The following is a 26,731-nucleotide window of genomic DNA, read 5'->3' as shown; positions in this document are numbered from 1 at the left end:
TATCGACGTGCATTAAGTATAGGCTCACAGTGAATTAAACGTCTGCTTGAGTCACAAATTAGCTGATAAATTCAACAGCTAGATTAACGCTCAAATGCGCTTAACGTCAAAGTGCTCGCTAAGATAATCCATATTAAGCCCTCCAAAAGGATGATAAACCGATGCAACAAAGGCTATTTCTCGGCTTCGCTCCCACAGATAGCCAAAGGGTATATCTAAGTGAATTGCAGCAGCAATTGATATGCTACCTTAATCCTGAGGCGAAAGCGGTGAGTGTCAGCAATCTGCATTTAACGCTCTGCTTTATGGGTCAAGCTAACAACGAGCAAAAAATCGCCCTCCTTGATGCGGTTGACCGCTTAGTGAAGCCAAGATTTAGCGTTCGGCTTAACCAGCTCGATGTATGGCCTAATGCGCAAGTATCTTGCTTGAAAGGCGATGATATTGAGCCGCCGTTAGTGCAATTAGCTAAACAGACGCAAGAAATTGCCGACCGACTGCAATTACATCGAAGTGAGCACAGCTTTTGCCCGCACATCAGTTTATTTAGAAAAGCAAAACAATGGATGCTTGATGAAGCAGCTTTATTGCAACTCAAAGGTATGAATACACTGACGTTAACGCCCGATATTTTGCATTTATACCATTCAAAAAGCACAAGCACGGGTGTCGAATATCACATCCTAGATTCTTGGGCGCTCGGTGAGCTTTAAATCAAAAACAAAAAGCCCGAGTATCCACTCAGGCTTTATTTTTCAATTTATGAATCAATGCATTAATCAATACTAGAATAAAAAATAGCAGTTAACTAAGAGAGCTATGATGAAGAAAGCCCTATTCGAGTAAACGTAAGGTTTCGCGATAGGCACGCTTTTGCTCGTAGGTTTGTAACCGCAGCATAAACTCATCAGTCTTAGTCATTTCAGCATTCATTTTCAACGCTTCGATCGCTTTCTGCTGCGTCGAAATAGCAGCACCAAAATCGCCTAACTCCGCATAAGCCGCGGCTAAATTATCAAGATTTGTAGGATCGTTTTCATTCACTTTGAGTAATTTTAAGGACAACTCGACCGCTTTATTGCCATCACGATATTCTGCTTCGGGACAAGTTGCTAAAATCCACGCCACATTGCCTAAAGCAACATCATCACCCACTTGGGAAAATTGCTCGACCGCTTTACCGCAGTTACGCTGCACACCGTCACCGCCAGACGCATAAATAAAGCCTAAACGGAATTGAGCCCAACGACTGCCCTGCTCACTCAACGCTTTATACCAATGCTCAGCGACTGACAAGTCACGCTTGATCAATTGGCCTTCAAATGACAGATCCGCTAAGGTTTGCTGCGCTTTTTCATGCTGTTGTTCGGCGGCAAGTGAGATCCAGTGCAATCCAGTCGGCACTTCTTGCGACACAAAACGTCCAGAGAGATACATTAATCCCAGCAAAAATTGAGCATCGGCATCACCTTGCTCTGCCGTCACCTGAATATGCACAAACTTACTGGCCGCAAGTTCAGCTGCTGGCTGCGGGATAGAAAATGCGTGCGCCGCAGAGCTCAGCCCTATTGTTAAGCTTAAACCTGCACCTAAAACCCATAATCTGTATTTCACTTGCTTACCTCTCTTAAAAACAACTGCCCTCAAAGTTAGCCAGAATTAACCCCATAAGTCGAGCCTAAATACACACAAACCTCAGGATAATGGGGGAAGCTAAGCCAAATGGAATGTCAAATTTAAAAAGTGAAACATGTTATTGTGTAATTTAGTGGCATATTTTATTCATAATCTATAATAAAACTGCTGAAATAGACTGGTAAGATGTGATTAACTCGACAGAGTTAAGTGAATCCAGCGAGTTTCATATCGATTTAGTTGACTTAAATCACTAAAGTAGCAAAATAAGCTCTAATTTTAGATGGTTAATTGCATTTATTCACTTATTCTAAACTAAGACTTCCATCAAGTTTTTGTGAGTTTAATTGACGTAAAATGCTTATTTAGAATACTCTTACTTTCGTTTTAATCAATCGAGGAACACCAACATGGCTCTGATTGGTAAGCCAAAACCTGATCCAACTTTGGAATGGTTTTTATCACACTGTCACATTCATAAGTACCCTGCAAAGAGCACTCTTATCCATGCTGGTGAAGACTCAGATACCCTTTATTACATAGTAAAAGGTTCTGTAGCGGTATTGATTAAAGATGAAGAAGGTAAGGAGATGATCCTTTCTTATCTGAATCAAGGTGACTTTATCGGTGAACTAGGTTTGTTTGAAGAACAAGCCGAACGTACCGCTTGGGTTCGTGCTAAGCAAGCTTGTGAAATCGCTGAGATTTCATATAAGAAATTCAGACAGTTAATTCAAGTTAACCCTGAAATTCTGATGAAGCTGTCTGCGCAAATGGCCTATCGCCTACAAAGTACCAGCCAGAAAGTGGGTAACCTTGCATTCTTAGACGTTGCAGGCCGTATTGCTCAAACTCTATTACATCTGGCTAAACAACCTGATGCTATGACACACCCTGATGGCATGCAGATTAAGATCACTCGTCAAGAGATAGGCCAAATCGTTGGCTGTTCACGGGAAACTGTGGGTCGTATCTTGAAGATGTTAGAAGAACAGAATTTGATCCAAGCTCATGGTAAGACAATCGTGGTATACGGTACCCGTTAAGTTAGTCTTCAGCTTGATTTAAGCCTGCCTTATTAAAGTGGCCTAGAATAAATTCTAGGCCATTTTTTATTGGGGAGCTCAAATGAAACGGCTGTTTTTAATCTGTTTTTTCAGCCTATTCACGCTGGTGCATCCAATAATCTTGCATGCCGAACCTATTGAATTAGAACATTATCAAGCCAAGGCGTTAGTTAACTCTGGGCAAATATTGTCCTTAAACGGTACACTCGCCGTAGTAAACCAATTTTGCCAAGGTGAACTAATTGATGCTCATCTCTATCAAGAAGATCATAAATGGCGCTATGATTTGCAAATCAAAGTTCAGCGTGGCCAAATCGTTAATCTCAGTATTGATGCAACAAATGGTCAAGCCGATCAATCAATAGCACTACCGAGCGAATGTCGAAAACATGAAACTGTTACTCGTTGAAGATAACCCAATGCTAGTCACCGAGCTGGAGAAACAACTCAAACTCGCTGGCTATGTAACCGATATTACAGACAAAGCGCTTGAAGCCGATTATCTGATCAAAGAAACCCAATACGATTGCGTAATCTTAGACATAGGTTTGCCCGATGGCAACGGCCTCGAACTGCTCGAAGGCTGGCGAAATCAAGGGATCAGCACTCCAGTCATCATGCTGACTGCCCGCAGCCAATGGCATGAAAAAGTAGAAGGTTTTAATGCTGGCGCCGACGATTACTTAGGTAAACCTTTCCACGCCCAGGAATTATTGGCCCGAATCCAAGCTTTAATCCACCGTGCACATGGTCGTCTAAACACCTCAAGTAAACAATTGAGTTATGGTGGCGTGGTTTTAGATGAAGCAGAGCAAACAGTAAAAGTGGCCGAGCAGCTGTATGAACTCACAGCAATGGAATTCAGGCTGTTAAAAATCTTCCTCATGTCACCTAAGAAGCTGTTATCTAAGACGCAGCTAACCGATAAGCTCTATCAGTTTGACGATGAAAAAGAGAGTAATGTGGTCGAGGTTTATGTCACACATCTACGCAAGAAACTGGGTAAAACCACGATCGAAACCCGTCGCGGCCAAGGTTACATCTTCCACGGCATTATTGAATGATCTCGATCCGCACTAAGCTCAGTTTATGGTTAACTGGCTTACTCGTGTTAGGTACTGTGATTGGACTGATACTGTTTGAGTCCATGCTACGTCAGGCCTTCCACGACTCTATTATCAATCGCTTAGAAGAAGATCTCGAACATATCATGCTGGCAACCCATATCCACGATGGGGAGATCAGCATAGATCAAAGCCAGCTTTCCAGTTTCTACAAGCCCGCCTATTCAGGCCGTTATTTTCAGCTTAACCTGCCAAATGAAGTGATTCGCTCACGCTCCCTGTGGGATATGCAGTTAGATATCGAGCCACTGGCACCGAATCAAACCCGCGTCTGGCAAGCTAAAGGGCCAAAAAATAACGATATGCAGTTGTTATCACTGGGATTAAATTCCAGCAGTGCCAATGTCAGCGCCACCTTAACCGTTGCGCAAGATTTGAGTATCGGTAGACGCGTGTTTAGCGAAGTTTATGGCACTAAGCTTGGTGTCAATCTGGCGATGTTAGTTGCTATGATCGCGGGGATATTCTTGATCCTACGTCAATCCTTTAAGCCAGTTAAGCACATACAGCACGCGCTTTCTCGGCTAAGACAAGGGGAAATTAACGCACTGGAGCTCAATAATATTCCCCCCGAAGTACAACCATTAGCAAAAACCTATAATGAACTACTTGAGTACACAGCCAAGCAAATTGAACGTAGCCGCAATAACTTAGGTAATTTGAGCCATGGGCTCAAAACGCCACTTGCCGTGATGCAGCAACAGGTTGAAGCTCTTGGCCTCAAAGATCCTGAAACTGCCATTGCCCTGCAGCAGCAACTTGATTCGATTCACAAGATGGTCGAGCGTAAACTGGCGGCGGCGAGGATCACTGGCGACATGCTCCCCGCAGCGCAATTGGTTATCCCTAGGGATTTACATAGCCTAGCCAACACGCTAAATAAGGTTCACCGCAATAAATCCATTGAATGCAATTTCGAACTCGATCCCAATATTCTCAGACTGCCTATTCACAGAGAAGATGGCATGGAGCTCTTAGGCAACCTGCTAGACAACGCCTTTAAATGGGCCCAGAGCCGAGTCAGCATTCAGCTATCGCGTCAGCAAGAGCGTCTCTGCCTTTGTATCGATGATGATGGTCCAGGGGTTGCTGATGATGAGCTAGATAAGCTCACACAAAGAGGAACAAGGCTTGATGAGTCTGTGATGGGTCACGGTTTAGGATTATCAATAGTGAAAGAAATTGCCGAGCAATACGAGATTGAACTGCAGTTTAATCACAGCACTCGCTTAGGTGGATTGAGGATCGAGCTGACCTTTAGCTAGCCCCAGGTTATGCCAATCGTATTAAATACCTTGTTTGAAATATCCATAAAAAACGCCATCGAATTGATGGCATTTTTTTATGCTCAAAGCAATTTGAGGACGTTAGGCTTTATTCACATTGGTGCTTTCAAAAATCTTGTCGGCAGACGCTGCCACAAAGCCTGTGTAGAGCTCACCATTAGCCATAGGATAACGTAGCGCAAACTCATAGAAACAGCTTGGGATTTCCACTGTCGCGTCAGTAAATTCAACACCAATCTTATCGGCCATAGTCGACGATTGTTCTAATAATACTTCTGGCGAACCTTTGATCTCACCACCTGAACTATTGAGCACAAAACCCGCTTGCTTCAGTGCATCATTCACTGACTCTAAAGTCTCAAAACCGTCGAGGTGATTGATAGACACAGTGAAATGGTTAGCGCGATAACCAAAAGCCGCTACCCAAGCTGCATATTCACTCTCAGTTAATAAGTCCTGATAGGTTTTAGCATCTAAAGACCAATGACGGCCTGAGTAAATAAAGTTGTCCGCCGTTGTCGCTACAGCATCCACTTGGGCGATTAAGCCTTGAATAGTTTTTTGCAACGCAGGGCTAAATTCTTCAACCAACAGCTCAGAGATAAACACTTTAGGCTGAGTCGAATCTGGATGTTCAAAATGCTTAGCGATCAGTTTTTTCTGTTCAAACTTATAATCACCGCAAGGTACATAACCTAACGAAGTGAAATGCTTAGCTAGCACGTCCAAATTCACCTTAGCGATATTGAAAGTACGCAGGGCAATATGGTCGTTGATGATCGGCTTACCATGACCCAACAACGCGTGCACTTTTGCCGCAGAAGGGGTCATTTGAATATAGTCTTGCCACAGGGCGGCAAATAACGCGTTGATGTCGGTATGCATAAAAACTCCTTTTATTGTGCTGCGGTTATTGCTGTTATTTTGCCGCGAACACTAAATGTAACGACCTAAATGCCACTGTTGTAGCGTCACACATACCCACAGTAGAAACTCAAGTAACGTTACTGCTTGTTATTAAAAAGGAAGAACATTAGTCCTTCCTCCTCTTTCCCACATATTTTTTACCGCATAAAAGTCAAATCTCTACCCGCTTACAAGCTCAAACCTGGGCTTAATGTCGCGGGTAAACTCACGGCATCAGCCTCGACCGAAGCGACCGGATAAGCACAGTAATCGGCGGCATAGAAAGCACTCGCTCTGTGGTTACCCGAAGCCCCAACACCACCAAAAGGTGCCGCGCCCGATGCGCCAGTGATTTGTTTGTTCCAGTTAACAATGCCAGCACGAATACGCGCAAGGAAATAGTCATAATCTTCTCGGCTATCGGCAAGTAATCCCGCAGACAAGCCGTAACGCGTTTGGTTAGCCAATTTGATCGCTTGATCGAAATCACTGTAACGCACCAGCTGCAGTAGAGGCCCAAAGTATTCTTCATCCGGCAATGCATCGATCGCTGTCACATCGATAAGGCCAGGAGACACTAAGCCTGTACCCGCTTCTAGATGGGTCAACTCGACCAAAGACACGCCGCCCAAGTTCAGCAAATTCGCCTGCGCCGCAACCATACCCTTAGCGGCTGTTTCAGAAATCATTGAGCCCATAAAAGGTTGTGGCTGCGCATTCCAAGGACCGACTTTAATCTGTTTAACCGCATCAACTAACATGGCAATCAGGGCATCACCCTGCTCACCTTGCTCGACATATAAACGGCGCGCACAAGTACAACGTTGGCCAGATGAGATATAAGCCGACTGCAAAATATCGTGCACTGCGGCCTTAATATCCTGCACACCTTTGATGATCAGTGGGTTATTACCTCCCATCTCAAGTGCTAAAATTTTGCCCGGATGACCCGCATATTGTTGATGCAATACATGACCCGTGCGTGAGCTACCGGTAAAGAACAGACCATCGAGCTGTGGGTGAGAAGCCAGTGCCTTACCCGTATCCACCTCACCTTGAACTAAGTTAAGCACGCCAGTAGGTAGACCCGCTTTATCCCATAGGCTAACCATCAGCTCAGCGACTTTAGGCGTGAGCTCTGAAGGTTTGAAAATCACGGTATTCCCAGCCAGCAGCGCAGGGACTATGTGGCCGTTCGGCAAATGACCAGGGAAGTTGTAAGGACCGAACACCGCCACAACACCGTGAGGCTTATGGCGGATAACCGCACGTCCGGCTGGCGTATCGTTGGCTTCAGTGCCCGTACGTTTATTGTAAGCCGCGGCCGATAAAGCAATTTTGCCTATCATAGCGCCGACTTCGGTCGCGGTTTCCCACTGAGGCTTACCGGTTTCTTGGGCAATCGTTTCTGCCAGTTCCGCTTTATTGGCTTCGAGTTGGCTGCGATACGCTTCAACTATGGCTAAACGCGCATCGAAACCTAACATAAACCAATCAAACTGTGCGGCGCGCGCGGCATCAACGGCGGCATTAACTTGTTCTGCAGTGGCCGTTTTACCGGTCCAAATAGATTGTGCATTGGCAGGGTTAATTGAGGTCACGTCATGACCTTTGCCAGCATGCCACTGGCCTTGAATATAATGTGTCATTGGTTATTCCTACATTGCCAAAATACGGATTTGATCGCCTTTTGCGAGTAGCAAACCCGCGGCCAGCTCAGGGCTAATGATGATATGTTCGGATTTGTCGTCCACGGCCAATGCGGCAGACGTCGCTCGGTAATTGGCTAATTGGGTATTTGAGATAATAAATTGAGTGTCGGCTTCGACCATGTCACCAATATCGACGGTTAATAAACGGCTTTCACGCACGCCGCGAATGTCCGATAAACGACACTCAACCGTTGGACCACCATCAAAAATATCCACATAACCGCGGCATCGAAAACCTTCGGCCTGCAGTAGACTTAATGCCGGACGGGTATTGGTATGCACTTCGCCAATCACTTTCTGCGCTTCTTCCGGCAACAGACAAACGTAGACAGGATTTCGTGGCATCATTTCGGCCATAAATGCCTTTTTGCCCAAACCAGAAAGATAATCTGCCTGAATAAAATCAATGCCTAAAAAGTGTTTTTGCAGCCAGCCATAAAAAGGTGAATGCCCCTCGGCGTCGCTTACACCGCGCATTTCGGCAATCACAGTTTCGCCAAAACGCCTCGCATGTTGAGCTAAAAACAGAAATCGACTGCGGGATAACATGCGGCCATTGTTGCCCTTGCGATACGCTTCACGCAAAAACAGCGTACACATCTCAGCAGCGCCAGTGTAGTCATGGCAAAGGGTGAGTGTTTCGACCTCGTTACGCACATCAATTTGTTCAGAATGATAGACTTCGGTACCGAGTCGATAATGGTAGAACGCATCTTCCATTCCCACCGCCGCTTCGATGGCGCACGTTCCCACCACTTCACGGGTATCGGTATCTTCCAACACCATCAGATAACCTTCATCGAAGGGAGTCTCTACGGCTTTGACGAATGAGGCTTCTGCTCGAGCAATTTTATGTCTGAGCAGATCCGCATTCACAGGTAATGACGTAAAACCATGACCAGACTCTTCGGCAATTTGATATAAGGCCTCAAAATCACCAGCCTGAATAGGACGTATGATTAACATCTTAGTGTCTCCTCACTTTGGCTTACCGTGCATCAAGGCACCTCTCTTCAAAAAGACAGGCAGTGATGCAGGTAAGTATTCCCTGACAAAAAAGGAGTGCGAATAAATTCAGCACTCCTTTGGTCATTTAGGCGGCAGCTATGCTCGCCACAGCACGTTCAAAACGAGCTAGACCTTCAGCAATATCTGCCTCAGGGATCACCAGAGAAGGAGCAAAACGCACCACGTTAGCACCCGCCATCAGGCTCATTAAACCTTCAGCGACAGAGGCCACCAAAAAGTCACGTGAACGACCTTGGTATTGTTCATTAAGAACGGCCCCTAAGAGTAAACCTTTACCGCGTACTTCTGAAAAAACATGATATTTTTCATTGATTTTGTTCAAACCATCACGCAATAACTGCTCGCGATGTTTTACTCCATCTAACACTTCAGGTGTGTTCACTACATCTAATACAGCATTACCGATAGCGCAGGCTAATGGGTTACCACCGTAGGTAGAACCGTGAGTGCCCACTTTTAGATGCTCGGCAATCTCAGCCGTTGTCAGCATAGCTGCGATAGGGAAACCACCGCCGAGTGCTTTAGCTGTGGTTAAGATGTCAGGCACGATTTCAGTACCCATGTAAGCGTACAGTTCACCAGTACGGCCCACACCTGTTTGGACTTCATCAAAAATCACTAGTGCATTGTGCTTATTAGCCAATTCACGCACGGCTTTTAGGAATGCAGGATCGGCATCGATAATACCGCCCTCGCCTTGCAGCGGCTCAAGCATGATGGCGCAAGTCTTATCGGTTACTGCGGCTTCTAAGGCGGCAACATCGTTAAATGGCAGGTGAGTAATACTCTGCGGCTTAGGACCAAAACCATCGGAATAGGCAGCTTGTCCACCGACACTGACAGTGAAGAATGTACGGCCGTGGAAAGCTTTATCGAACGCTATGATTTCATCTTTCTCAACGCCATGTTTTTCTAAGGCATAACGACGGGCAAGTTTTAATGCGGCTTCGTTGGCTTCGGCGCCAGAGTTGGCAAAATACACTTTGTCGGCAAACGTGCTATTAACTAATTTAGTCGCTAATGCCAAGGCAGGCTCATTCGTCATTACGTTTGACAAATGCCATAATTTTTCACCTTGTGTCTTAAGAGCATTCACAAGGGCTGGATGACAGTGACCTAAGCAATTTACCGCAATACCGCCAGCAAAATCGATAAACTCGTTGCCCTCTTGGTCCCAAACTCGGCTTCCTTCGCCACGAACAGGGATCACGGCAGCAGGCGCATAATTAGGCACCATCACTGCGTCAAACTGGGCACGGTCCAACTTCATATCAACGCTCATTCTTCTTCGTCCTTTGTGTTTGTGTAACGGCGCCTTGCACCGTCAGAGTCCCATAGGTATCTTTATCTAGAGTTAGTGATACTGGGATTGCTTGTGTCTATTAATAACCATTATTAGCGAAAATGTGATCAAAATACCAGTTTTTCACAAACATCAATCCACGCACTTCCACCCAAAGTGCATAAAGATTGCAGTTTAAGAACTATACAAGCGTTTAAGCCCGTGGCTTGCAGCATAATTAGTCAGAAAAAAAGTTATTTACCCCTCATTTTGCTAGCTATTCACTGAATGTGAATAACTACACCATTTTAACGAATCAAGTGTGAAAGCACAAAATGGCCAATTTTCGACCTCACTTCAAGGGCTTCGGGTAATAAATTGAACAGAGGAAACACATGGGGCATGTTAGGGTAAAAGCAGCCCGTTATTTCACCACCACAGGCTTTTATTTGGGCGACTAAACGTTCAGAATCCTGTAATAATAACTCCCGCGTACCCGCAATCACTAAGATGGGCGGCAGATCTACCAAGTTCCCTTGTAAGGGGGAAACTTTTGCCGACATAGGATCGGCCCCAGCAAGATAAGCGCCACGTAAGCGCAGCAATGCCTCTATGGTGAAGAAGGGATCGTCGGCTGCGAGTATCAACTCAGTATCCCCCGTAAGCGCTAAGTCTAACGCGGGCGATAGCAAGATACAGGCGGTCGGTAAAGGCAGGGCTAAACGTTTTAATTCCAGCAACAAACTCAGTGCTAAATTGCCGCCCGCCGAGTCACCCATGAGGATCAAATTCTCCGTGCCTTTCAGCTCAATTAACCGTCTATAGGCTTCAAGTACATCATCAAATGGCGCGGGGAAAGGATACTCAGGTGCGAGACGATAATCCGGAATATAAGCATCTAATTGACAACGCTGGCAGATATCTGCGACCAGTCTTGCATGGGCATGGGGCGTTTTAAAACAGAAGCCTCCGCCACGGATATAAAATAGATTTCCAAGGCGAGGAGGTTCGTTGAGAAGCACATAATGTAACAAGTTTGAGTGTTGTAAGGGGATGGTAGCGCTGACTAACTTATCCGGCCAAGGGAGCCAGCGTCTATCAAGCTCAAGCAACTTTTCACGCACTTGCGCTAAGGGCATTTTGGCCTGTCCACGACTGATGGATGGCCTAGCGACATAGGATAAAATGGTATTTAGTACAGATGCTTGCCAGCTTGGCATATCCCTTCCTCTACTTAAACGCCGCAATCATGGCGCTACGTAGCAGACCGTGGATTACAGCAGATCTAACTTCCTATAGTTTTGTGCTTTTAAGCGCAGTACTTCTTGCTCAGTTAACTCATAATAATCAAACATTAAGCGCTTTTCTTGGGGATCGATTTGACGCATTTCTTCGAGTAATACCACCTTAGCATAACAGTTTGCCCGCGCGACTAATGCCGACTGAGGCGACAATTCTCGATAGCTTAAGGTTCGGTCTAACTCCTTTAACAACCGAGTTAAGGGACTCGCTTCAAACTTAAGTAACTCTAATAATTGCCAATTAAGTTTAAGGCCATGGCTTAACACTTGTTCAAACACGGCCTTAGCAGGAAACTCAGTGGCAATCACCGCATCATACACTTCCTTATCACGGCTGCTACTGGCTTCTCTTATCCAAGATCCCCATGTTTGGTCGAATAAACGGGCACTTAAACTCAATACAACGGATGTACCTAACTGATTAAGTAAGGCACTACTATAAACCAAGGCTGAGTCAGTATTATGAAGCTGAGCTAAAGCATTGGCCGCTATGCCACTGACTATGCTGTAGCGCCATAATTTACGGGTAGTCCATAACAACTTAGCATTGCCACTAGGAAGCCAATTTCGCAAACAAAAGTAAGGGATAATGGTGCGAAGGTTTTCGATACCGATGTAATTCATCACTAATTTGATATCAGTGACCCGCACATCTGAGCTCTGAGACCGGCGAGCGCGAAAAGATGGGCTGTTGACCATGTTAGTTAAGTCGCGGCACAACCAACTTAAGTTACTGATCAGTGGCCTTAATCGCGTTGCATCGAGATTTTTTGCCAGCAATAATTCCAGCAAGAGGATTTGCGACTCATTGATGTCTGACTTAGCCAGAACAGATTCAGGGGACGCGAGTTGATGCTCGATGGCATTAATGACAGTTTCATGCAACTGGCTCGATACGGCTTCAAACACTTCTTTAGCTTTAATTTGTTTCATCAAACGCACCAAAATCGCTTCGCGTTCAACATCTAACTTATTTGCATCGGCCTCTAATTCAAGGTCGAGTTCATCCAAAAGAGTCGGGCTCGCTTTTTGCTTTCCGAGGATCAATTGTTGATAGAGTCTGTGCTCTATCTCTATAATTTTGCCGGGTCTTACACCGCCCGCAACCGAAATCGCCACTATGAATCTTTCCTATATCGCTAATGCCCGAGTGACGTCAACACAATCAAACTCTCAAAATCATTACAATTTCAGCACATACACTTAATCTTAGCAATAATGCAAAGTCGCAGAACGCAAACAAAGAGTTATATCGGATATTTCCTAGTCAGTTACCCAATAAAAAGGCCTCGACTAGGAGACCTTTAACAGAAATCGAACTGAATTATTTGAGTTCTTGTTCAAATAACTTATAGATGCGGCGGTATTCATCTAACCAGCTAGAAGGTTGACGGAAACCATGGGGCTCGACAGGATAAATCGCCATTTCAAAGGTTGGTTTTTCCAGTTCAATGAGGCGCTGTACCATACGCACACTGTCTTGGAAGAAAACGTTGTCGTCCATTACGCCACTCATGATAAGCAATGGTTTAGTTAATTCTTGAGCATGCTCAATAGGAGAGCTGCGCTCATAGGCGATAGGATCGACATCAGGCGTATTTAAGATATTAGAGGTATAAGGCGCATTATAATGTGCCCAGTCCGCCACAGGACGCAATGCAGCTCCAGCTTGGAACAAGTCCGGCGCGGTAAACAAAGACATAAACGTTAAGAATCCACCGTAAGAGCCACCATAAGTACCGACACGCTTAGTATCGACATGGGTATGAGTCGCCATCCACGTTACGCCATCCTTTAAGTCTTCCACTTCTGGATGACCCATATTGCGATAAATAGCGGTGCGCCAATCTCGGCCGTAACCTTTAGAGCCACGGTAATCCATGTCCATCACAACATAACCTTGTTGAGTCAGCAGGTTGTGGAACATAAACTCGCGAAAATAACCGCTAAAACCATAATCGGCATTCTGCAGATAACCTGCGCCGTGATTGAAAATCACCGCAGGATATTTCTCAGCGCGGGACTTATCATAGCCTTGCGGCAGATAAACTCGAGCGTACACATTGCCAGCACCATGATTTGAAGGTACTGCTACCACTTCTGGCGCTTGCCATGGGTAATTTTTGAAGGCATCACTGGTATAAGACGTCAGCTGCTTTAACTCGCCGCCAATGGGTTGAACATAAAGCTCATTTGGCTGAGTACGGCGTGAAGCATTGAGTAATAGCTGAGTGCCATCGGGGCTTAAGCTGTAATCTAAGTTGCCATCCCACTGGGTTAGTTGCTCATTTTTACCTGTGGCAAGATTCACGCGGTGAACGTTATAAATGCCGGGGTGACTCTGGTTCGCTTTGTAATAGATGTAATTGGCATCCGGTGACAGCGTAATATCACTCACCACAAACTTGCCTTGGGTTAACGCACGCGGCTTTTCGCCTTGAGCTTTAATATAAAGCTGCGAATAACCGGACTCTTCTGACAAGTAATACAAGGTATCCGTATCCGGTAACCAACCGAATTGGTTGTAGTCGTAATTCACCCATGCATCATCATGCAAACGATGTTCGGTAATGAATTTACCCTTAGCAAGATCGACACTGGCGATCCAGCGATCTTTGTTATCAGTTGCTTCTAGCATCAGGGCTAATTTATTTTCCGACTCATGCCATTGAATCGCACTCTGAGTCCAGCCCCAATCCTGCATCAACTGAATTTTACGTGGCGATTTAGTACTTTGATAAGTTTCGCCTTTCGCTTTAGCATTTTCAGCTTTCACTTTGGCTAGCACATCTTCATCAAAACCAGTAAGGCCCTCGATTGTGATATCGACTTTTTTATGTTGTTTTAAATCAAGCACAACAAAACGTTGCCCTGGTGGCGTATCTTCAGCCACGCGCGCACGCACTGGCACAGGGTCGATATAACCTTCGCTACCTAAGTAATTAGGCATGATGTCGTGTTCGCTGCTACCTGTGTAATTTTTATCTGTAAGCGCAACTAAAATATAGCGGCCATCGGGTGATAAACTCAGCTCTGACACCACTTCGCTATCGCCTAAATACCAAGTACTGGCGGCGAGCGTAGGATCGTTTTTTTGTAATTCATCTTGGTACTGCGCTTTAGCTTTAGCATTTTCTTGCTGCAGCGCTACATACTGAATCAATCTGTGCTGTTGTTTCGCAATATAAGACGTCGGCTCTTTTACCACTTCTGGTGCTTTCGCCATTTTAATTTCAGCAAGTTGCTCGACTAAGCCTGAATCTTGATGAATTTGGAAAACATTGTCGCCCTGCCAATAGGCAATATCTCCATTATTAAGATAACGCACACCATCGATGGCGGTGCGCTGGCGAGTCAATTGGCTGATCTTACCCGTGCTTAATTGCTTAACAAAAATGTTGCCCTGATACAGATAAGCCTTGTGGGACTTAGTGCGGTCAAACACACCAAACTGCTGATCTGCCGCATGTAACTTATCGAGAGCTAGCTCGACGGCGCGACTGTCATTGATGCCTTGCTGATAATAGCTACGCAGAGGTGAAGCACTCGCTTGGCGGGCAAACAGCACGCTTTGGCTATCGTCGCTCCAGTAAGCCTCTTTGGCAAAGATCCCCATCCAATCAGGATTTGCCATAATTTGATTAAGCGTAAGCGCCTGTGAAACTTGTGGCGGTTGGGCTAAGGGAACTTGGAATGCTGGCGGAGCTATTACGGGAGTTGCAGTTTCAGTCGATGTCGCTGCGCACCCTGCCAATACGGCAACCGCTAACGCACTAAAACCCAAATTTCGCATTACGCTTCTCATTTATCCTTCCTTTTATTGTTATCGCAATGGCTAAATGACCCAGTCTACTTATCTGCTGGTTTCGCCTATTCGCGTAGTTTTGCGGCAGTTATAGCATAGTTAATCGCTAAACTTGCTTAAAAGAAGGATAAATCTTGTAACAGAAATTGATAGTGTGGAGAGTTTTTAAGGCGAGGAAATTATACGGACACAGCCGGTTGCGCTAAAAAATTGGCTAACAGTTCGAGACCTTGCTCGGTGAGAATTGATTCGGGATGAAATTGCACCCCATAAAGCGGTAAGTCTTGATGGCTCATGGCCATGATTTCTCGGCCGTGAATTGCATCGTCAAACCAAGCATCGAGTACAAAACCTTCAGGCACAGCATCAACCAGTAACGAGTGATAACGTGTCACGGTTAAAGGCTGATTTAATCCCTTAAATAACCGCTGTCCTGTATGCGCAATAACGCTGACCTTGCCGTGCATCACCCGTTCGGCACGCACTACATTGGCACCAAAAACCTGCGCCATCGCCTGATGTCCCAAACAGACACCTAAGATTGGCATTCGCGCAGCAAAATATTCAATCGCCGCAAGGGAGATCCCCGCCTCATTGGGAGTACAAGGTCCTGGAGAAATCACCAAATGACTAGGCGCAAGCACCTCGATGTCGGCTAGGCTAATTTCATCATTACGTTTAACCACTATCTCTTGCCCTAGCTGCTGAAAATACTGCACTAAGTTAAAGGTGAAAGAGTCGTAATTATCGATCATTAGCAACATACAAGATCCATTGGTCTAAATGGGTAAAGGTAACGCATATCTAACGGATGAATGCGGGCGCAAATGCTATCACACCTTGTACTTAAGGTTTAACCAATTACGGCGATAAAATACAGCGACAAAAAAGCCAGTCATTAGACTGGCTTAGTTTTTAAACGACTTGGGCATTTCACCACAGTTATTTAACCACAGTTAAATGACTGCGACGCTTAGGGGGCTCATCTGTCGGTTCAAACGCTTTATCTGTTGTTTCAACGACAGATAAAGATGAATCAACTTCATCGTCCACCAGGTAAGCATCTTCGATATCGAAGACAGTGCCAGCACCGTTTTCGCGGGCATAAATAGCGACAATCGACGCCATTGGCAACATCACCTGCTGAGGAACACCACCAAAACGCGCATTGAACTCCACACACTCATTGCTAATTTGCAAATTGCCCACTGCGCCAGCAGCGATATTCAACACTATCTGGCCATCCTTCACGTATTGCTGCGGTACTTGAGTGCCTTCAACAAAGGCATCAACCACAACGTGAGGAGTCAATTGGTTGTCCATCAACCAATCATAGTAAGCCCTTAGTAAATAAGGACGATTTGGAGTCAAAGGTTTCATTACATACCCATGCGCATTTCGCGTTCGGCTTCAGTTAAAGAAGCTTTAAACGATTCACGCTCAAAAATACGTGTCATATACGCTTTGATATCTTTAGCTACACGGCTATCTAGCTCAATACCTAATACAGGTAAACGCCACAACAATGGGCCAAGGTAGCAATCCGCTAGACCAAATTCTTCGCTCATGAAGTAAGGCACTTCACCGAAGATAGGCGCAATTGCGATCAGGCTTTCAGTCAACTCTTTACGAGCCGCTTCAACACGATCACCTTTACGGATACGGTCAACGAGCGAATACCAGTCAGTATCGATGCGGTGCATCATCAAACGGCTTTGGCCGCGAGACACTGGATAAACTGGCATCAAAGGCGGATGAGGAAAACGCTCATCCAAATATTCCATGATAATACGTGATTCGTATAAAACGAGTTCACGGTCTACCAAAGTTGGCACTGAGTTATATGGATTTACTTCAAGCAAATCCTCAGGCATTTCGTTAGGGTCGACCTGTAAAACATCAACAGTAACCCCTTTCTCAGCTAACACGATACGTACTTGATGGCTATACAGATCATCAGCACCTGAAAACAGTGTCATGATAGAGCGTTTGTTGGCAGCAACAGCCATTGATACCCTCCAGAATCGAAATAAAACAAAAGTAAACGAGGGGCAAAGCCCCCCGTTTACACTATGCGGATATTACATTTTACCCGTTATTGGTGCCTAGTGTACATCTTTCCAATACTCTTTCTTCAAGAGGTAGGCCACAATAAAGAATATAAATAGGAATCCGAGTACCCACCAGCCCATAGCTTGACGCTCTAGCTTAACAGGTTCAGCCGAATAAACTAAGAAGCCAGTGATATCACGTACTGCTTGGTCGTATTCTTCCGCATTCAATTTACCGCCAGTCACCACAATAGTGCCATCTTCTTGTTTAACTGGTGTGCCTTGTAACTCTTCGAGTACATGTGGCATACCAACAGATGGGAATACTGTGTTATTCACACCAAATGGGCGACTTGGATCTTTATAGAAGCCTTTCAGATAGGAATAAACCCAATCTTCACCACGCACGCGAGCAACTAAAGTTAAGTCTGGCGGTGTAGCACCAAACCATTTAGCAGCATCTTTAGGTGGAATAGCGTTTTGCATCAACTCACCAATTTTAGCATCGGTGAACATATACTTATTACGCATATCATCCGCAGAGATACCGATATCGGTCGCTACACGTTCATAACGTTGATACTGAGTGCTGTGGCAACCAGAACAGTAATGTTGGAACAGATCCACACCACGCTCTAAAGAAGCTTTATCATGCAGATCAACATTGGCATCTTCTAAATGAATTTTATGTCCGCTCGCGGCCATAGCCAACGTCGGCAACAAGGTAACTAATGCAATCAATAATTTTTTCATTAGTGTGTCAACCTCGCTGGAACAGGTTTAGTTTTTTCATTCTTGCTGTATACCCACAGCGCCACAAAGAAACCAAAGTAAGTGAAAGTAAACACCTGTGCAACTATCGTCAGCGTCGGCGTGGCAGGCACTACCCCTAAATAACCCAATACTATGAAAGATATAGCAAATTGAGCAATGTTCAGCTTATGTAGCGTACTACGGTAGCGAACTGACTTCACTTTACAGCGATCTAACCAAGGCAATACGAACAGTACTGCAATCGACAGACCCATCATTATCACGCCACCCAATTTATCAGGCACTGCACGTAAAATGGCGTAAAAAGGAGTGAAGTACCAAACGGGTGCAATGTGTTCAGGTGTCTTCATCGAGTTAGCCGCTTCAAAGTTTGGCTTTTCAAGGAAGTAACCACCGCCTTCAGGAATAAAGAACAACACATAGCAGAACACTATCAGGAAGCCCGCGACGCCCATGATGTCTTTTACAGTGTAATATGGGTGGAATGGAATACCGTCAACTGGCCAGCCATTTTCGTCTTTGTTCTTCTTGATTTCGATACCGTCAGGGTTGTTAGAACCCACTTCATGCAGCGCAATTAAGTGTAAAAACACGAGTACGACTAATACTAGCGGCAGAGCAATAACGTGCAGCGCAAAGAAACGGTTCAGCGTTGCGCCAGAGATCACGTAGTCACCACGGATCCACAGGGTTAAGTCGTCACCAATAACTGGAATCGCACCGAACAGAGAGATAATTACCTGCGCGCCCCAATATGACATTTGACCCCATGGCAGCAAATAACCCATAAAGGCTTCGGCCATCAGCACGAGGAAAATTAACATACCGAACAGCCACAGTAGTTCTCTAGGCTTCTGATATGAACCGTAAATTAAACCACGGAACATGTGCAGATAGATCACAACGAAGAAGGCTGATGCACCCGTTGAGTGCATATAACGCAGTAACCAACCGTATTCAACATCACGCATTATGTATTCAACAGAGGCAAATGCGCCTTCTGCTGTTGGTACATAGTTCATCGTCAACCAGATACCTGTCAGTAATTGGTTAACCAATACCAACATCGCTAGCGAACCGAAAAAATACCAAAAGTTAAAGTTAGTTGGCGTAGCGTACTGGCCCACGTGACGGTTATAAGTCGCCGTCATTGGGATACGCGCATCAATCCAATTAATTAAATTCTTAACCATTACGCCACTCCTTTATCTACACCGATAATCACGGTGCCATCATCAACGTATTGATGTGGAGGGATAACTAGGTTCAATGGAGCAGGTACGCCTTGGAAAACGCGACCAGCCATATCGAACTTAGAGCCATGACATGGACAGAAGAAACCAGAAGTGACACCTTCAACTTGCTCACCAAATGAATCTGGCAAATAAGTAGGTGAACATCCGAGGTGGGTACAAATACCGACAGCAATAAAATACTCTGGCTTGATTGAGCGCAAAGGATTTGTTGCATAATCAGGCTGCTGCATCTCAGCAGAAGCAGGATCTCTTAACTTATCATCATGTGTTGGCAGTTCATTGATCACAGCATCTGTGCGACGGACAACCCATACAGGTTTTCCACGCCACTCAACACGGATCAGCTGACCTGGCTCTACTTTACTGATATTTACTTCGACCGGTGCACCTGCAGCTTTCGCTTTGGCACTCGGATTCCATGACTTGATGAAAGGAACCGCTACAGCGACGGCACCAGCACCACCTACTACGGCGGTTGCGGCTGTCAGGAATCTGCGACGTCCGGTATCGACTGGCGCATTGCTCATCCACTTATCTCCCAGAGGGTGTTGGAATTTTTATATTTCAAAGACTTTCAGCCCTTAGTCATCACTAGGGTCAAAAATCGAAGTTTGAAGCGGGGCTCATTATAGCTAAAAATTAGAAGCAGATCATAGTGAAAACACGCAAGTAAGTTAGGGAGATTGCGTGTTTTTTAAAAAAAGCCTAAAAAACACCCAACTATTAACCCATTTTAATTCATTTGGATCATATTTTAAGCTTCTTGTCTGTGATATCGGCATAAAGCATGCATCGCTAATATAAATTAGCCCAGACTTTTCAATCTAAGTTAACAATCGCCAGATAAAAAAATAGGCCCTGAGTAACAGGACCTATTAAATCAATACTTTTAATGTATTACTTCTTAGGTGCAGTGCTCTTCATATACTTGAAGAACTCGCTATCAGGCTCTAACACCATAATATCGGACTTGCCTGAGAAGCTGGCTCGATAAGCCTCTAAGCTACGAACAAAACCGAAGAACTCAGCATCTTTGTTGTAAGCATCAGAATATATCTTCGCTGCTAACGCATCCCCTTCACCTCGAATGGTTAAGGCTTTACGTTCAGCTTCGGCAATCTTCACCGTCACATTAGCATCTATTGTTGCACGAATAATTTCAGACTGTTCTTTACCTTGCGCTCTATGCTCTTTTGCCACAGCTTGACGCTCTGCTCGCATACGCTGGTAAATACTGTTACTGACGTTAGCCGGTAGATTGATTTGCTTTACACGCACATCAACAACTTCAATACCTAAGTCTTTTGCACTTTCTGAGGCATTGGATAACGCATCATTTTGCAGTTCATCACGCTTACCAGAAACAATCTCTCTAATAGTGCGACGACCAAACTCTGTGCGTAAATCGTTGTTGATTTTACGTTGTAATAGCGATTCTGCATTCGACTTAATACCACCGTTTGTAGACAGGTAATATTTTTCGAAATCCATAATGCGCCACTTCACATAGGAATCGACCATAAGGTCTTTCTTCTCTGAAGTTACAAAACGATCAGCTGCACCATCGAGTGTCTGAATACGAGCATCGAGTAATTTTACTTTATCGATCACAGGCACTTTCATGTGCAGGCCTGGGCCATAGACGCGGGTGACTTGCTTACCGTCAACGTCGTCTTTTAAAATTTCACCGAAACGCGCCACAATAGCGCGCTCACCTTCATTCACCACCATTAAAGATGACAAACCAATACCTAAGAGCACGGCGATAAGAATAACGCTTAATCTACCCATGGATTACTCCCTCCCTTGGCGAGTACGATCATCGCGGGATGGACGTCCACTCAAAGGCTCATTCGCGCGAGTCGTTGATACAGATGAAGAATTAACATTTTGCTGTGGCTTAGCTTCCAGCTCATTTGTCGCAGGCTTCTGCTGAATTAACTTATCTAGCGGTAGGTACATTAAGTTGCCGTTGTTCTTAGCATCAATCAGCACTTTATTCGTATCTGTCATCACTTGCTGCATTGTATCAAGATACAAACGCTTACGAGTCACTTCAGGCGCAGCTTGATACTCTGGTAATAACAACTCAAAACGAGCCACTTTACCGCGAGCTTCTAAGACTTCACGCTCTTTGTAAGCATTCGCTTGTTGCGCCATACGTTCAACTTCACCACGAGCTTTTGGTTCAATTTCACGGGCATAAGCTTCAGCTTCACGAATAAAACGTTGTTCATCTTCTTGGGCAGAAATCGCATCATCGAAGGCGTCTTTCACTTCTTCTGGCGGACGTGCCGGTAAGAAGTTAACGTCAACAACAGCAAGACCCAATTTGTACGGTTCAAGAATGCGCTCTAACTCTTTCCACGTATCGCGACGAATAGCATCACGGCCCGTAGTCAGAATATCATCCATCTTGTTATGTCCAATGACATAACGCAGTGCACTGTCAGTCGCTTCACGCAAACTGGCGTTCGCATCGACGGCACTAAATAGATATGAGTAAGCATCTAAAATACGATACTGAACATCAAGCTCAACTTTCACGACGTTTTCATCGGATGTCAGCATGCTACCAGACGCAGGAATAGAGCGAACCGATTGAATGTCGACGGGATAAATTTGGTCGATAAATGTGGCTTTCCAATGAAGTCCAGGGCCAATTTCGCCAGCGTGTTTACCAAATCGCAGTGCCACACCACGCTCAGCTTCTTTAATTGTATAAAAACCCGAAAGTCCCCAAACAACTACAGCAACAGCAAGAATGATGATTAGGCTAAACGAACTAAAAGACTGGCCTGAGCCATTTCCTTTGCCGCCAAAGCGCTTTGAAAGATTACGAAAAACCTCGTCAAGGTCCGGTGGTCCTTTGTCGTTACCACCTTTATTTCCCCAAGGATCATTACCCTTGTTACCGGGCTCGTTCCAAGCCATTTAGCACTCCATAAGTGGATGAAATAAATTAGATTATTAACAAACAGCTTCATCTATCGAATCTTCGAAGATGAAGGTTTCTAACTCACCCTGACTCTGTTTTGTTAATCGGCGCCAATCGGCGTCCGATAAACGAACAGACAAAATACAGTTCCCCAGATCGTCGTACTCTTTCTGCTGTATCGCATCCAGTCGATAAAACTGGCCAAGATAATGTCCAGCAGTTGCCGGAATTCTAAGTGTTAGCTCTTTAATCACCTCACCAATAAGCTCAGTGATGGCTTTCAATAGCAAATCAAATCCTAAACGCTTCTGTGCTGAAACCCAAACTCGAACGGGTTTGCCTATGTCGTTATATTCAATTCTTGGCGTCACATCTTCGAGTAAATCGATTTTGTTACAGACCACGAGTTGCATGACTTCATCGGCTTGGATGTCTTTCAGTACAGATTGAACCTGATCAAAATTATCCGCCATGTTTTCATCTGCACAATCAACTATGTGTAGTAATAACTCAGCTTGCCTTGTCTCTTGTAAGGTTGCCTTAAATGCAGCAACGAGATCATGGGGCAAATGACGAATGAACCCTACAGTATCCGCTAATATCACGGCACCATCAGGTAAATCTAACTTTCTTAGCGTAGGATCGAGTGTGGCAAATAGCTGATCTGCAGCATAAACATCAGATGATGTTAGGGCATTAAACAGCGTTGATTTACCCGCGTTAGTGTAGCCGACTAGTGAAACTGTCGACAAATCACTACGCTTACGTGCACGTCGACTCTGTTCACGTTGCTTATCAACTCGCTCTAAACGTTTGTTGATATTTTTAATCCGTCCTCTGAGCAAACGTCTATCGGTTTCGAGCTGGGTTTCCCCTGGACCACGTAAACCAATACCGCCCTTTTGCCTTTCAAGATGCGTCCAACCACGGATCAGGCGAGTCGACATATGGCGCAATTGCGCTAGCTCCACCTGTAACTTACCTTCGTGAGTTCGCGCTCTTTGGGCAAAAATATCGAGAATAAGTGTCGTACGGTCGAGCACTCGACACTGACACACTTGCTCAAGATTACGCTCTTGGGCTGGACTCAATGCATGATTAAAAATCACCACATTGGCTTCAGTCGCCGCCACTAATGCAGCTAACTCTTCGGCTTTACCAGAACCCACAAAAAATTTGCGATCCGGTGAACGTCGACTTCCAGTAATCACCCCGACTGATCTTGCCCCAGCTGATTCTACTAATAGCTGCAGCTCGACTAAATCTTCTCGGCGTTCCTCATCGGAAAAGTCGATATGGACAAGAACCGCAGTTTCTCCCGCCTCATAACGATCAAACAAGAAGCAAACTCCTCAGATAATACTTATTCGCCACTAGGCGCATCATCTTGAGCACCATATCCGCCTTGGGCATTTTGGTGACCAGTAACGTTGAATGGGCGTGCTGGCACGACAGTAGAAATAGCGTGTTTATAAACCATTTGGCTCACTGTATTTTTCAACAGAATGACAAATTGATCAAACGACTCTACCTGTCCTTGGAGTTTAATGCCGTTAACCAAGTAAATTGATACAGGAACGCGCTCGCGACGCAATGCGTTCAAAAATGGGTCTTGTAAAGATTGCCCCTTAGCCATTTTATTATTTCCTTTTTAATTTATATAAAATAAATCGATATCAGTGATAGTTTTTTGTTTAGTTTTAGTATTATACAGCAAGGGCTAATAAGCTAGCGGCATTGACGCATAAGTATAACTAAATTCCCCTCAGCACCACTTTCAAGCCAATTCAACTCTGGCCAACTCCGCAACCATGTTAATTGACGCTTAGCCAATTGCCTAGTAGCAGCAACCGCTTTTTCGACCATAGTATCATAGTCAAACTCACCATCTAGGTATTGCCAGCACTGTCGATAACCGACACAACGCATTGAAGGCAAGTCTAAATGCAAGTCTCCACGGGCTTTTAGCTTTGTGACTTCCTCAATAAAGCCCTGTTTGAGCATAAGCGCAAAACGTTGCGCTATTAAGTCATGTAACACTTTGCGCTCGCGCGGTGCAATAGCAAACTGCACTACGTCATAGGGCAAGGGGGCTGACTTGGTCTGAGTCAACTCAGTCATGCTCTTGCCGCTTATTCTATAGACTTCCAGCGCTCTTGAAAGTCTTTGTGGATCATTAGGATGAATTCTTTCTGCCGACACGGGATCTATCTCCCTTAATTGGTCATGCAGTGCTTCCCATCCCTTTTCATCCGCCTCCGCTTGGATCTCGGCTCTAATGGCCTCATCCGCACTCGGCAAAGGTGACAAACCTTCGAGTAACGCTTTGAAATACATCATGGTTCCGCCAACTAATACTGGCGTTTTCCCCATGCTGACAATCTCTTCTATCTGGGCTATTGCATCGGCTCTAAAGTCGGCTGCCGAATAGCTTTCACTGGGATCACGAATATCAATTAATCTGTGCGGCCCGCGAGCCAGTTCGTCTGCTGAAGGCTTGGCACTGCCAATGTCCATACCACGATAAATTAATGCCGAATCGACCGAAATAATTTCACAGTTATGCTTTTCGGCCAATTCTAATGCTAAAGCTGTCTTACCTGAGGCCGTTGGCCCCATCAAAAATAACACTTTAGGCTGTAATTCTTTATTCACTTGCTTGCTCTTCTAGCCACGATTGCCAAGGTAAGAATATCGCTTTGTTGGCAATAAGCTGTTTTTTCTCTTCAGCAAACTGCGAAAATGCTGCCCAGACTTCTGGTGCCGAAACGAATCCCGTTAAACTGTGTTTTGCCAACCAAAATGCCAATGCGCTCGGCGCAGGTGTTTCAAAACGTAGCGATTGTAGCCACTCAGGGATCACTTTGGCTAACTGGCTCTCTCTGATATATGGGGGCACTTTTTTAATAATCAACTGCTGGTAACGAATTGTTAGTTCTAAACCTAATTGGCGGATCAGCGTGTCGTGTTCAGTGAGCACAGCCTGCCAATCCGCATCAGCCGCGACAGACACTGGCATCAATAAAGGCTGACCAATTAACCCCGTCGCTAGTTTAGCTTCAATCTCTTGGCATCGCGTCGCCAATGCTACTGATTTTATTGATAATAGACTGAGTTTATCTTCCGACGTCATCACCCAATATTGCCCATCTAATATCGATGGCATAGGTAACACAGACTGATAATCTTGATCTTTTACACTGTAAGAAGGGGTTTGCAGTAAAGCACCATAACTTGCTATTGCCGCCTTTGACGGTAATTCAGTACGTTGTCGAGATTCACCTGCAGAATAACTGCCACGGCTGCTGTCTCTTGGCATTGTCATACTGCCAAAAGCATTGGTTTGAGAGCCAAAACTGGCGCCTTCTCGTCCTGCGCCTACAGACTTTACTTGAACGGCAGGGGCTACTGAATCTTGAGCAGACTCAAGTGTATCAGTTTGCGCATTAACTAGAGCTGAATCAGCGCCAAGTGCAAAAGGAGCAGCTATTTCAGCTGCGCTTGTTGAAGCATCCACAAACACATCTTCAACCTCATCCAAAGAACTAGAGTGAACGAAGTTGAGCTCTCCTGCTTCTTCCAGCGCCGATTGCAATGCTTGCAGAATATAATCATGCACATAGCGACTCTGATGGAATCGCACCTCATGCTTAGCGGGATGCACGTTAACATCCACTTGGTGGGGATCGATATCCAACATCAGCACGTAGCCGGGTTGCTCAAGTTCTGCTTTTTGGGCAAAGGCTTGGCGCACTGCATGATTGACCAAGCGATCACGGATAAGGCGTCCATTGACATAAAAGTAATGGGTATCGCTGATAACCGGTGACCAAGGTGACTGCAAATAGCCACTGAGGCGCAAATCATCGTGTTGGCATTCAATCTTAAGCGCTTGCTCGGCAAATGGACGGCCACACACTTGCGTCAAACGTTGTAAATACTGGGCTTCATTCACAGCGGGACGATAATTACGTACTATCTTACCGTTATGCGTCAGCGTGAAATGGATATCCCCACGCACTAATGCAATGCGCTTTAACCATTCATCGATATGGGTAAATTCGGTTTTGTCACTCTTTAAAAAGCGTCTGCGAGCCGGTGTATTAAAGAATAAATCCACCACTTCAATCGTCGAACCTACTGGATGCGCGGCAGGCATCACTTTAACTGCCATGTCGGCACCTTCAGCATGGGCTTGCCACGCTTCGGTTTGCTCAGCCGTGCGTGAAGTTAAAGTTAAACGTGAGACTGAGCTGATACTGGCTAGCGCTTCACCACGGAAACCAAAACTAAGGATCGCTTCAAGATCATCTAAAGTGTGTAGCTTTGAGGTCGCATGGCGCGATAAGGCTAGCGCGAGTTCATCTTTAGGTATGCCAGAACCGTTATCGCGAATTTTAATCAGCTTGCTGCCGCCTTTGTCGATTTCAATATCGACTCGGCTCGCTCCTGCGTCGAGGCTATTCTCGACCAATTCTTTGACTACGGAAGCGGGTCTCTCAACCACTTCCCCCGCCGCAATTTGGTTGGCTAATTGCGGAGGCAGGATCTGAATGCCCATCATG

25 protein-coding genes are annotated in these 26,731 nt (G+C 45.2%); 5 read left to right on the top strand and 20 right to left on the bottom strand.

What is annotated here, in order from left to right; all coding sequences use genetic code 11:
* Positions 1-161: 161 nt before the first annotated feature.
* The gene (gene thpR, locus KO531_RS10080; RefSeq protein ID WP_113939134.1) at positions 162-713 is read left to right on the top strand and encodes an RNA 2',3'-cyclic phosphodiesterase; all 552 of its coding nucleotides are present in this window, start codon (positions 162-164) and stop codon (positions 711-713) included.
* Positions 714-834: 121 nt separating this feature from the next.
* Here the strand turns inward: thpR and KO531_RS10075 are convergent, their stop codons facing one another.
* Positions 835-1,614, bottom strand: coding sequence for a tetratricopeptide repeat protein (locus tag KO531_RS10075; RefSeq protein WP_105250260.1), 780 nt, complete (start codon positions 1,612-1,614; stop codon positions 835-837).
* 431 nt (positions 1,615-2,045) lie between these two features.
* Here KO531_RS10075 and crp point away from each other — a divergent pair, with 431 nt between their 5' ends.
* The 4 genes from crp (at position 2,046) to KO531_RS10055 (ending at position 5,091) form a co-directional block, all read left to right on the top strand.
* Positions 2,046-2,681: a cAMP-activated global transcriptional regulator CRP gene (gene crp, locus KO531_RS10070; protein WP_006080082.1), complete on the top strand. Its 636-nt coding sequence runs from the start codon at positions 2,046-2,048 to the stop codon at positions 2,679-2,681.
* Between the two features lie 82 nt (positions 2,682-2,763).
* Entirely contained in the window at positions 2,764-3,111 is a 348-nt protein-coding gene (locus tag KO531_RS10065; protein ID WP_105250261.1) for a hypothetical protein, read from the top strand.
* Positions 3,092-3,766 carry a response regulator transcription factor gene (locus KO531_RS10060; protein WP_131523983.1) on the top strand — a complete coding sequence of 225 codons (675 nt, stop codon included), beginning with the start codon at positions 3,092-3,094 and terminating at the stop codon, positions 3,764-3,766. The genes KO531_RS10065 and KO531_RS10060 overlap by 20 nt, the downstream gene beginning before the upstream one ends.
* On the top strand, positions 3,763-5,091 hold the full coding sequence (locus KO531_RS10055) for an ATP-binding protein (RefSeq protein ID WP_113939137.1): 1,329 nt from the start codon (positions 3,763-3,765) through the stop codon (positions 5,089-5,091). Before KO531_RS10060 ends, KO531_RS10055 begins: the two co-directional genes overlap by 4 nt.
* A gap of 102 nt (positions 5,092-5,193) precedes the next feature.
* Here the strand turns inward: KO531_RS10055 and KO531_RS10050 are convergent, their stop codons facing one another.
* The 19 genes from KO531_RS10050 to mutL all read right to left on the bottom strand — a co-directional run bounded on the left by KO531_RS10050 (position 5,194) and on the right by mutL (position 26,730).
* Positions 5,194-5,997 (bottom strand): DUF1338 domain-containing protein, encoded by an 804-nt coding sequence (locus KO531_RS10050; protein ID WP_219251062.1) that lies wholly within the window; start codon positions 5,995-5,997, stop codon positions 5,194-5,196.
* Positions 5,998-6,206: 209 nt separating this feature from the next.
* Positions 6,207-7,667, bottom strand: coding sequence for a succinylglutamate-semialdehyde dehydrogenase (gene astD / locus KO531_RS10045; protein WP_219251061.1), 1,461 nt, complete (start codon positions 7,665-7,667; stop codon positions 6,207-6,209).
* A 9-nt stretch (positions 7,668-7,676) separates the two neighbouring features.
* A complete protein-coding gene (gene astA, locus KO531_RS10040) occupies positions 7,677-8,696 on the bottom strand; it encodes an arginine N-succinyltransferase (protein WP_219251060.1) in 1,020 nt (339 codons plus the stop codon).
* Between the two features lie 127 nt (positions 8,697-8,823).
* The gene (locus KO531_RS10035; RefSeq protein WP_105250267.1) at positions 8,824-10,041 is read right to left on the bottom strand and encodes an aspartate aminotransferase family protein; all 1,218 of its coding nucleotides are present in this window, start codon (positions 10,039-10,041) and stop codon (positions 8,824-8,826) included.
* A gap of 308 nt (positions 10,042-10,349) precedes the next feature.
* The gene (locus KO531_RS10030) at positions 10,350-11,261 is read right to left on the bottom strand and encodes an alpha/beta hydrolase (protein WP_219251059.1); all 912 of its coding nucleotides are present in this window, start codon (positions 11,259-11,261) and stop codon (positions 10,350-10,352) included.
* Between the two features lie 54 nt (positions 11,262-11,315).
* Positions 11,316-12,461: an HDOD domain-containing protein gene (locus KO531_RS10025; RefSeq protein WP_219251058.1), complete on the bottom strand. Its 1,146-nt coding sequence runs from the start codon at positions 12,459-12,461 to the stop codon at positions 11,316-11,318.
* Between the two features lie 205 nt (positions 12,462-12,666).
* Entirely contained in the window at positions 12,667-15,147 is a 2,481-nt protein-coding gene (locus KO531_RS10020; RefSeq protein WP_219251057.1) for a prolyl oligopeptidase family serine peptidase, read from the bottom strand.
* Between the two features lie 179 nt (positions 15,148-15,326).
* Positions 15,327-15,911 (bottom strand): aminodeoxychorismate/anthranilate synthase component II, encoded by a 585-nt coding sequence (locus KO531_RS10015; RefSeq protein ID WP_219251055.1) that lies wholly within the window; start codon positions 15,909-15,911, stop codon positions 15,327-15,329.
* Positions 15,912-16,089: 178 nt separating this feature from the next.
* A complete protein-coding gene (locus KO531_RS10010; protein ID WP_219251053.1) occupies positions 16,090-16,527 on the bottom strand; it encodes a ClpXP protease specificity-enhancing factor in 438 nt (145 codons plus the stop codon).
* Positions 16,527-17,156, bottom strand: a complete 630-nt coding sequence (gene sspA, locus KO531_RS10005) for a stringent starvation protein SspA (protein WP_006080065.1) — start codon at positions 17,154-17,156, stop codon at positions 16,527-16,529. The genes KO531_RS10010 and sspA overlap by 1 nt, the downstream gene beginning before the upstream one ends.
* 96 nt (positions 17,157-17,252) lie before the next feature.
* Positions 17,253-17,951, bottom strand: a complete 699-nt coding sequence (locus KO531_RS10000; RefSeq protein WP_105250273.1) for a cytochrome c1 — start codon at positions 17,949-17,951, stop codon at positions 17,253-17,255.
* Complete coding sequence (locus KO531_RS09995) at positions 17,951-19,165, bottom strand: cytochrome bc complex cytochrome b subunit (RefSeq protein ID WP_105250274.1); 1,215 nt, start codon at positions 19,163-19,165, stop codon at positions 17,951-17,953. The genes KO531_RS10000 and KO531_RS09995 overlap by 1 nt, the downstream gene beginning before the upstream one ends.
* A complete protein-coding gene (gene petA, locus KO531_RS09990; RefSeq protein WP_006080059.1) occupies positions 19,165-19,755 on the bottom strand; it encodes a ubiquinol-cytochrome c reductase iron-sulfur subunit in 591 nt (196 codons plus the stop codon). The genes KO531_RS09995 and petA overlap by 1 nt, the downstream gene beginning before the upstream one ends.
* Positions 19,756-20,125: 370 nt before the next feature.
* Positions 20,126-21,019, bottom strand: coding sequence for a protease modulator HflC (gene hflC / locus KO531_RS09985; protein ID WP_113939145.1), 894 nt, complete (start codon positions 21,017-21,019; stop codon positions 20,126-20,128).
* Between the two features lie 3 nt (positions 21,020-21,022).
* On the bottom strand, positions 21,023-22,162 hold the full coding sequence (gene hflK, locus KO531_RS09980; protein ID WP_028761770.1) for an FtsH protease activity modulator HflK: 1,140 nt from the start codon (positions 22,160-22,162) through the stop codon (positions 21,023-21,025).
* Positions 22,163-22,198: 36 nt separating this feature from the next.
* Positions 22,199-23,506 carry a ribosome rescue GTPase HflX gene (gene hflX / locus KO531_RS09975; RefSeq protein ID WP_028761769.1) on the bottom strand — a complete coding sequence of 436 codons (1,308 nt, stop codon included), beginning with the start codon at positions 23,504-23,506 and terminating at the stop codon, positions 22,199-22,201.
* Positions 23,507-23,529: 23 nt separating this feature from the next.
* Positions 23,530-23,802: an RNA chaperone Hfq gene (gene hfq / locus KO531_RS09970; RefSeq protein ID WP_006084207.1), complete on the bottom strand. Its 273-nt coding sequence runs from the start codon at positions 23,800-23,802 to the stop codon at positions 23,530-23,532.
* 92 nt (positions 23,803-23,894) lie between these two features.
* Entirely contained in the window at positions 23,895-24,821 is a 927-nt protein-coding gene (miaA, locus tag KO531_RS09965; RefSeq protein ID WP_219251052.1) for a tRNA (adenosine(37)-N6)-dimethylallyltransferase MiaA, read from the bottom strand.
* Positions 24,814-26,730 carry a DNA mismatch repair endonuclease MutL gene (mutL, locus tag KO531_RS09960; protein WP_219251051.1) on the bottom strand — a complete coding sequence of 639 codons (1,917 nt, stop codon included), beginning with the start codon at positions 26,728-26,730 and terminating at the stop codon, positions 24,814-24,816. Before mutL ends, miaA begins: the two co-directional genes overlap by 8 nt.
* Position 26,731: the final 1 nt, after the last annotated feature.

Source organism: Shewanella sp. NKUCC06_TVS (assembly GCF_019345515.1).
Taxonomy (GTDB): Bacteria; Pseudomonadota; Gammaproteobacteria; order Enterobacterales; family Shewanellaceae; genus Shewanella; species Shewanella oncorhynchi.
This window is presented reverse-complemented; position numbering and strand designations above follow the sequence as displayed.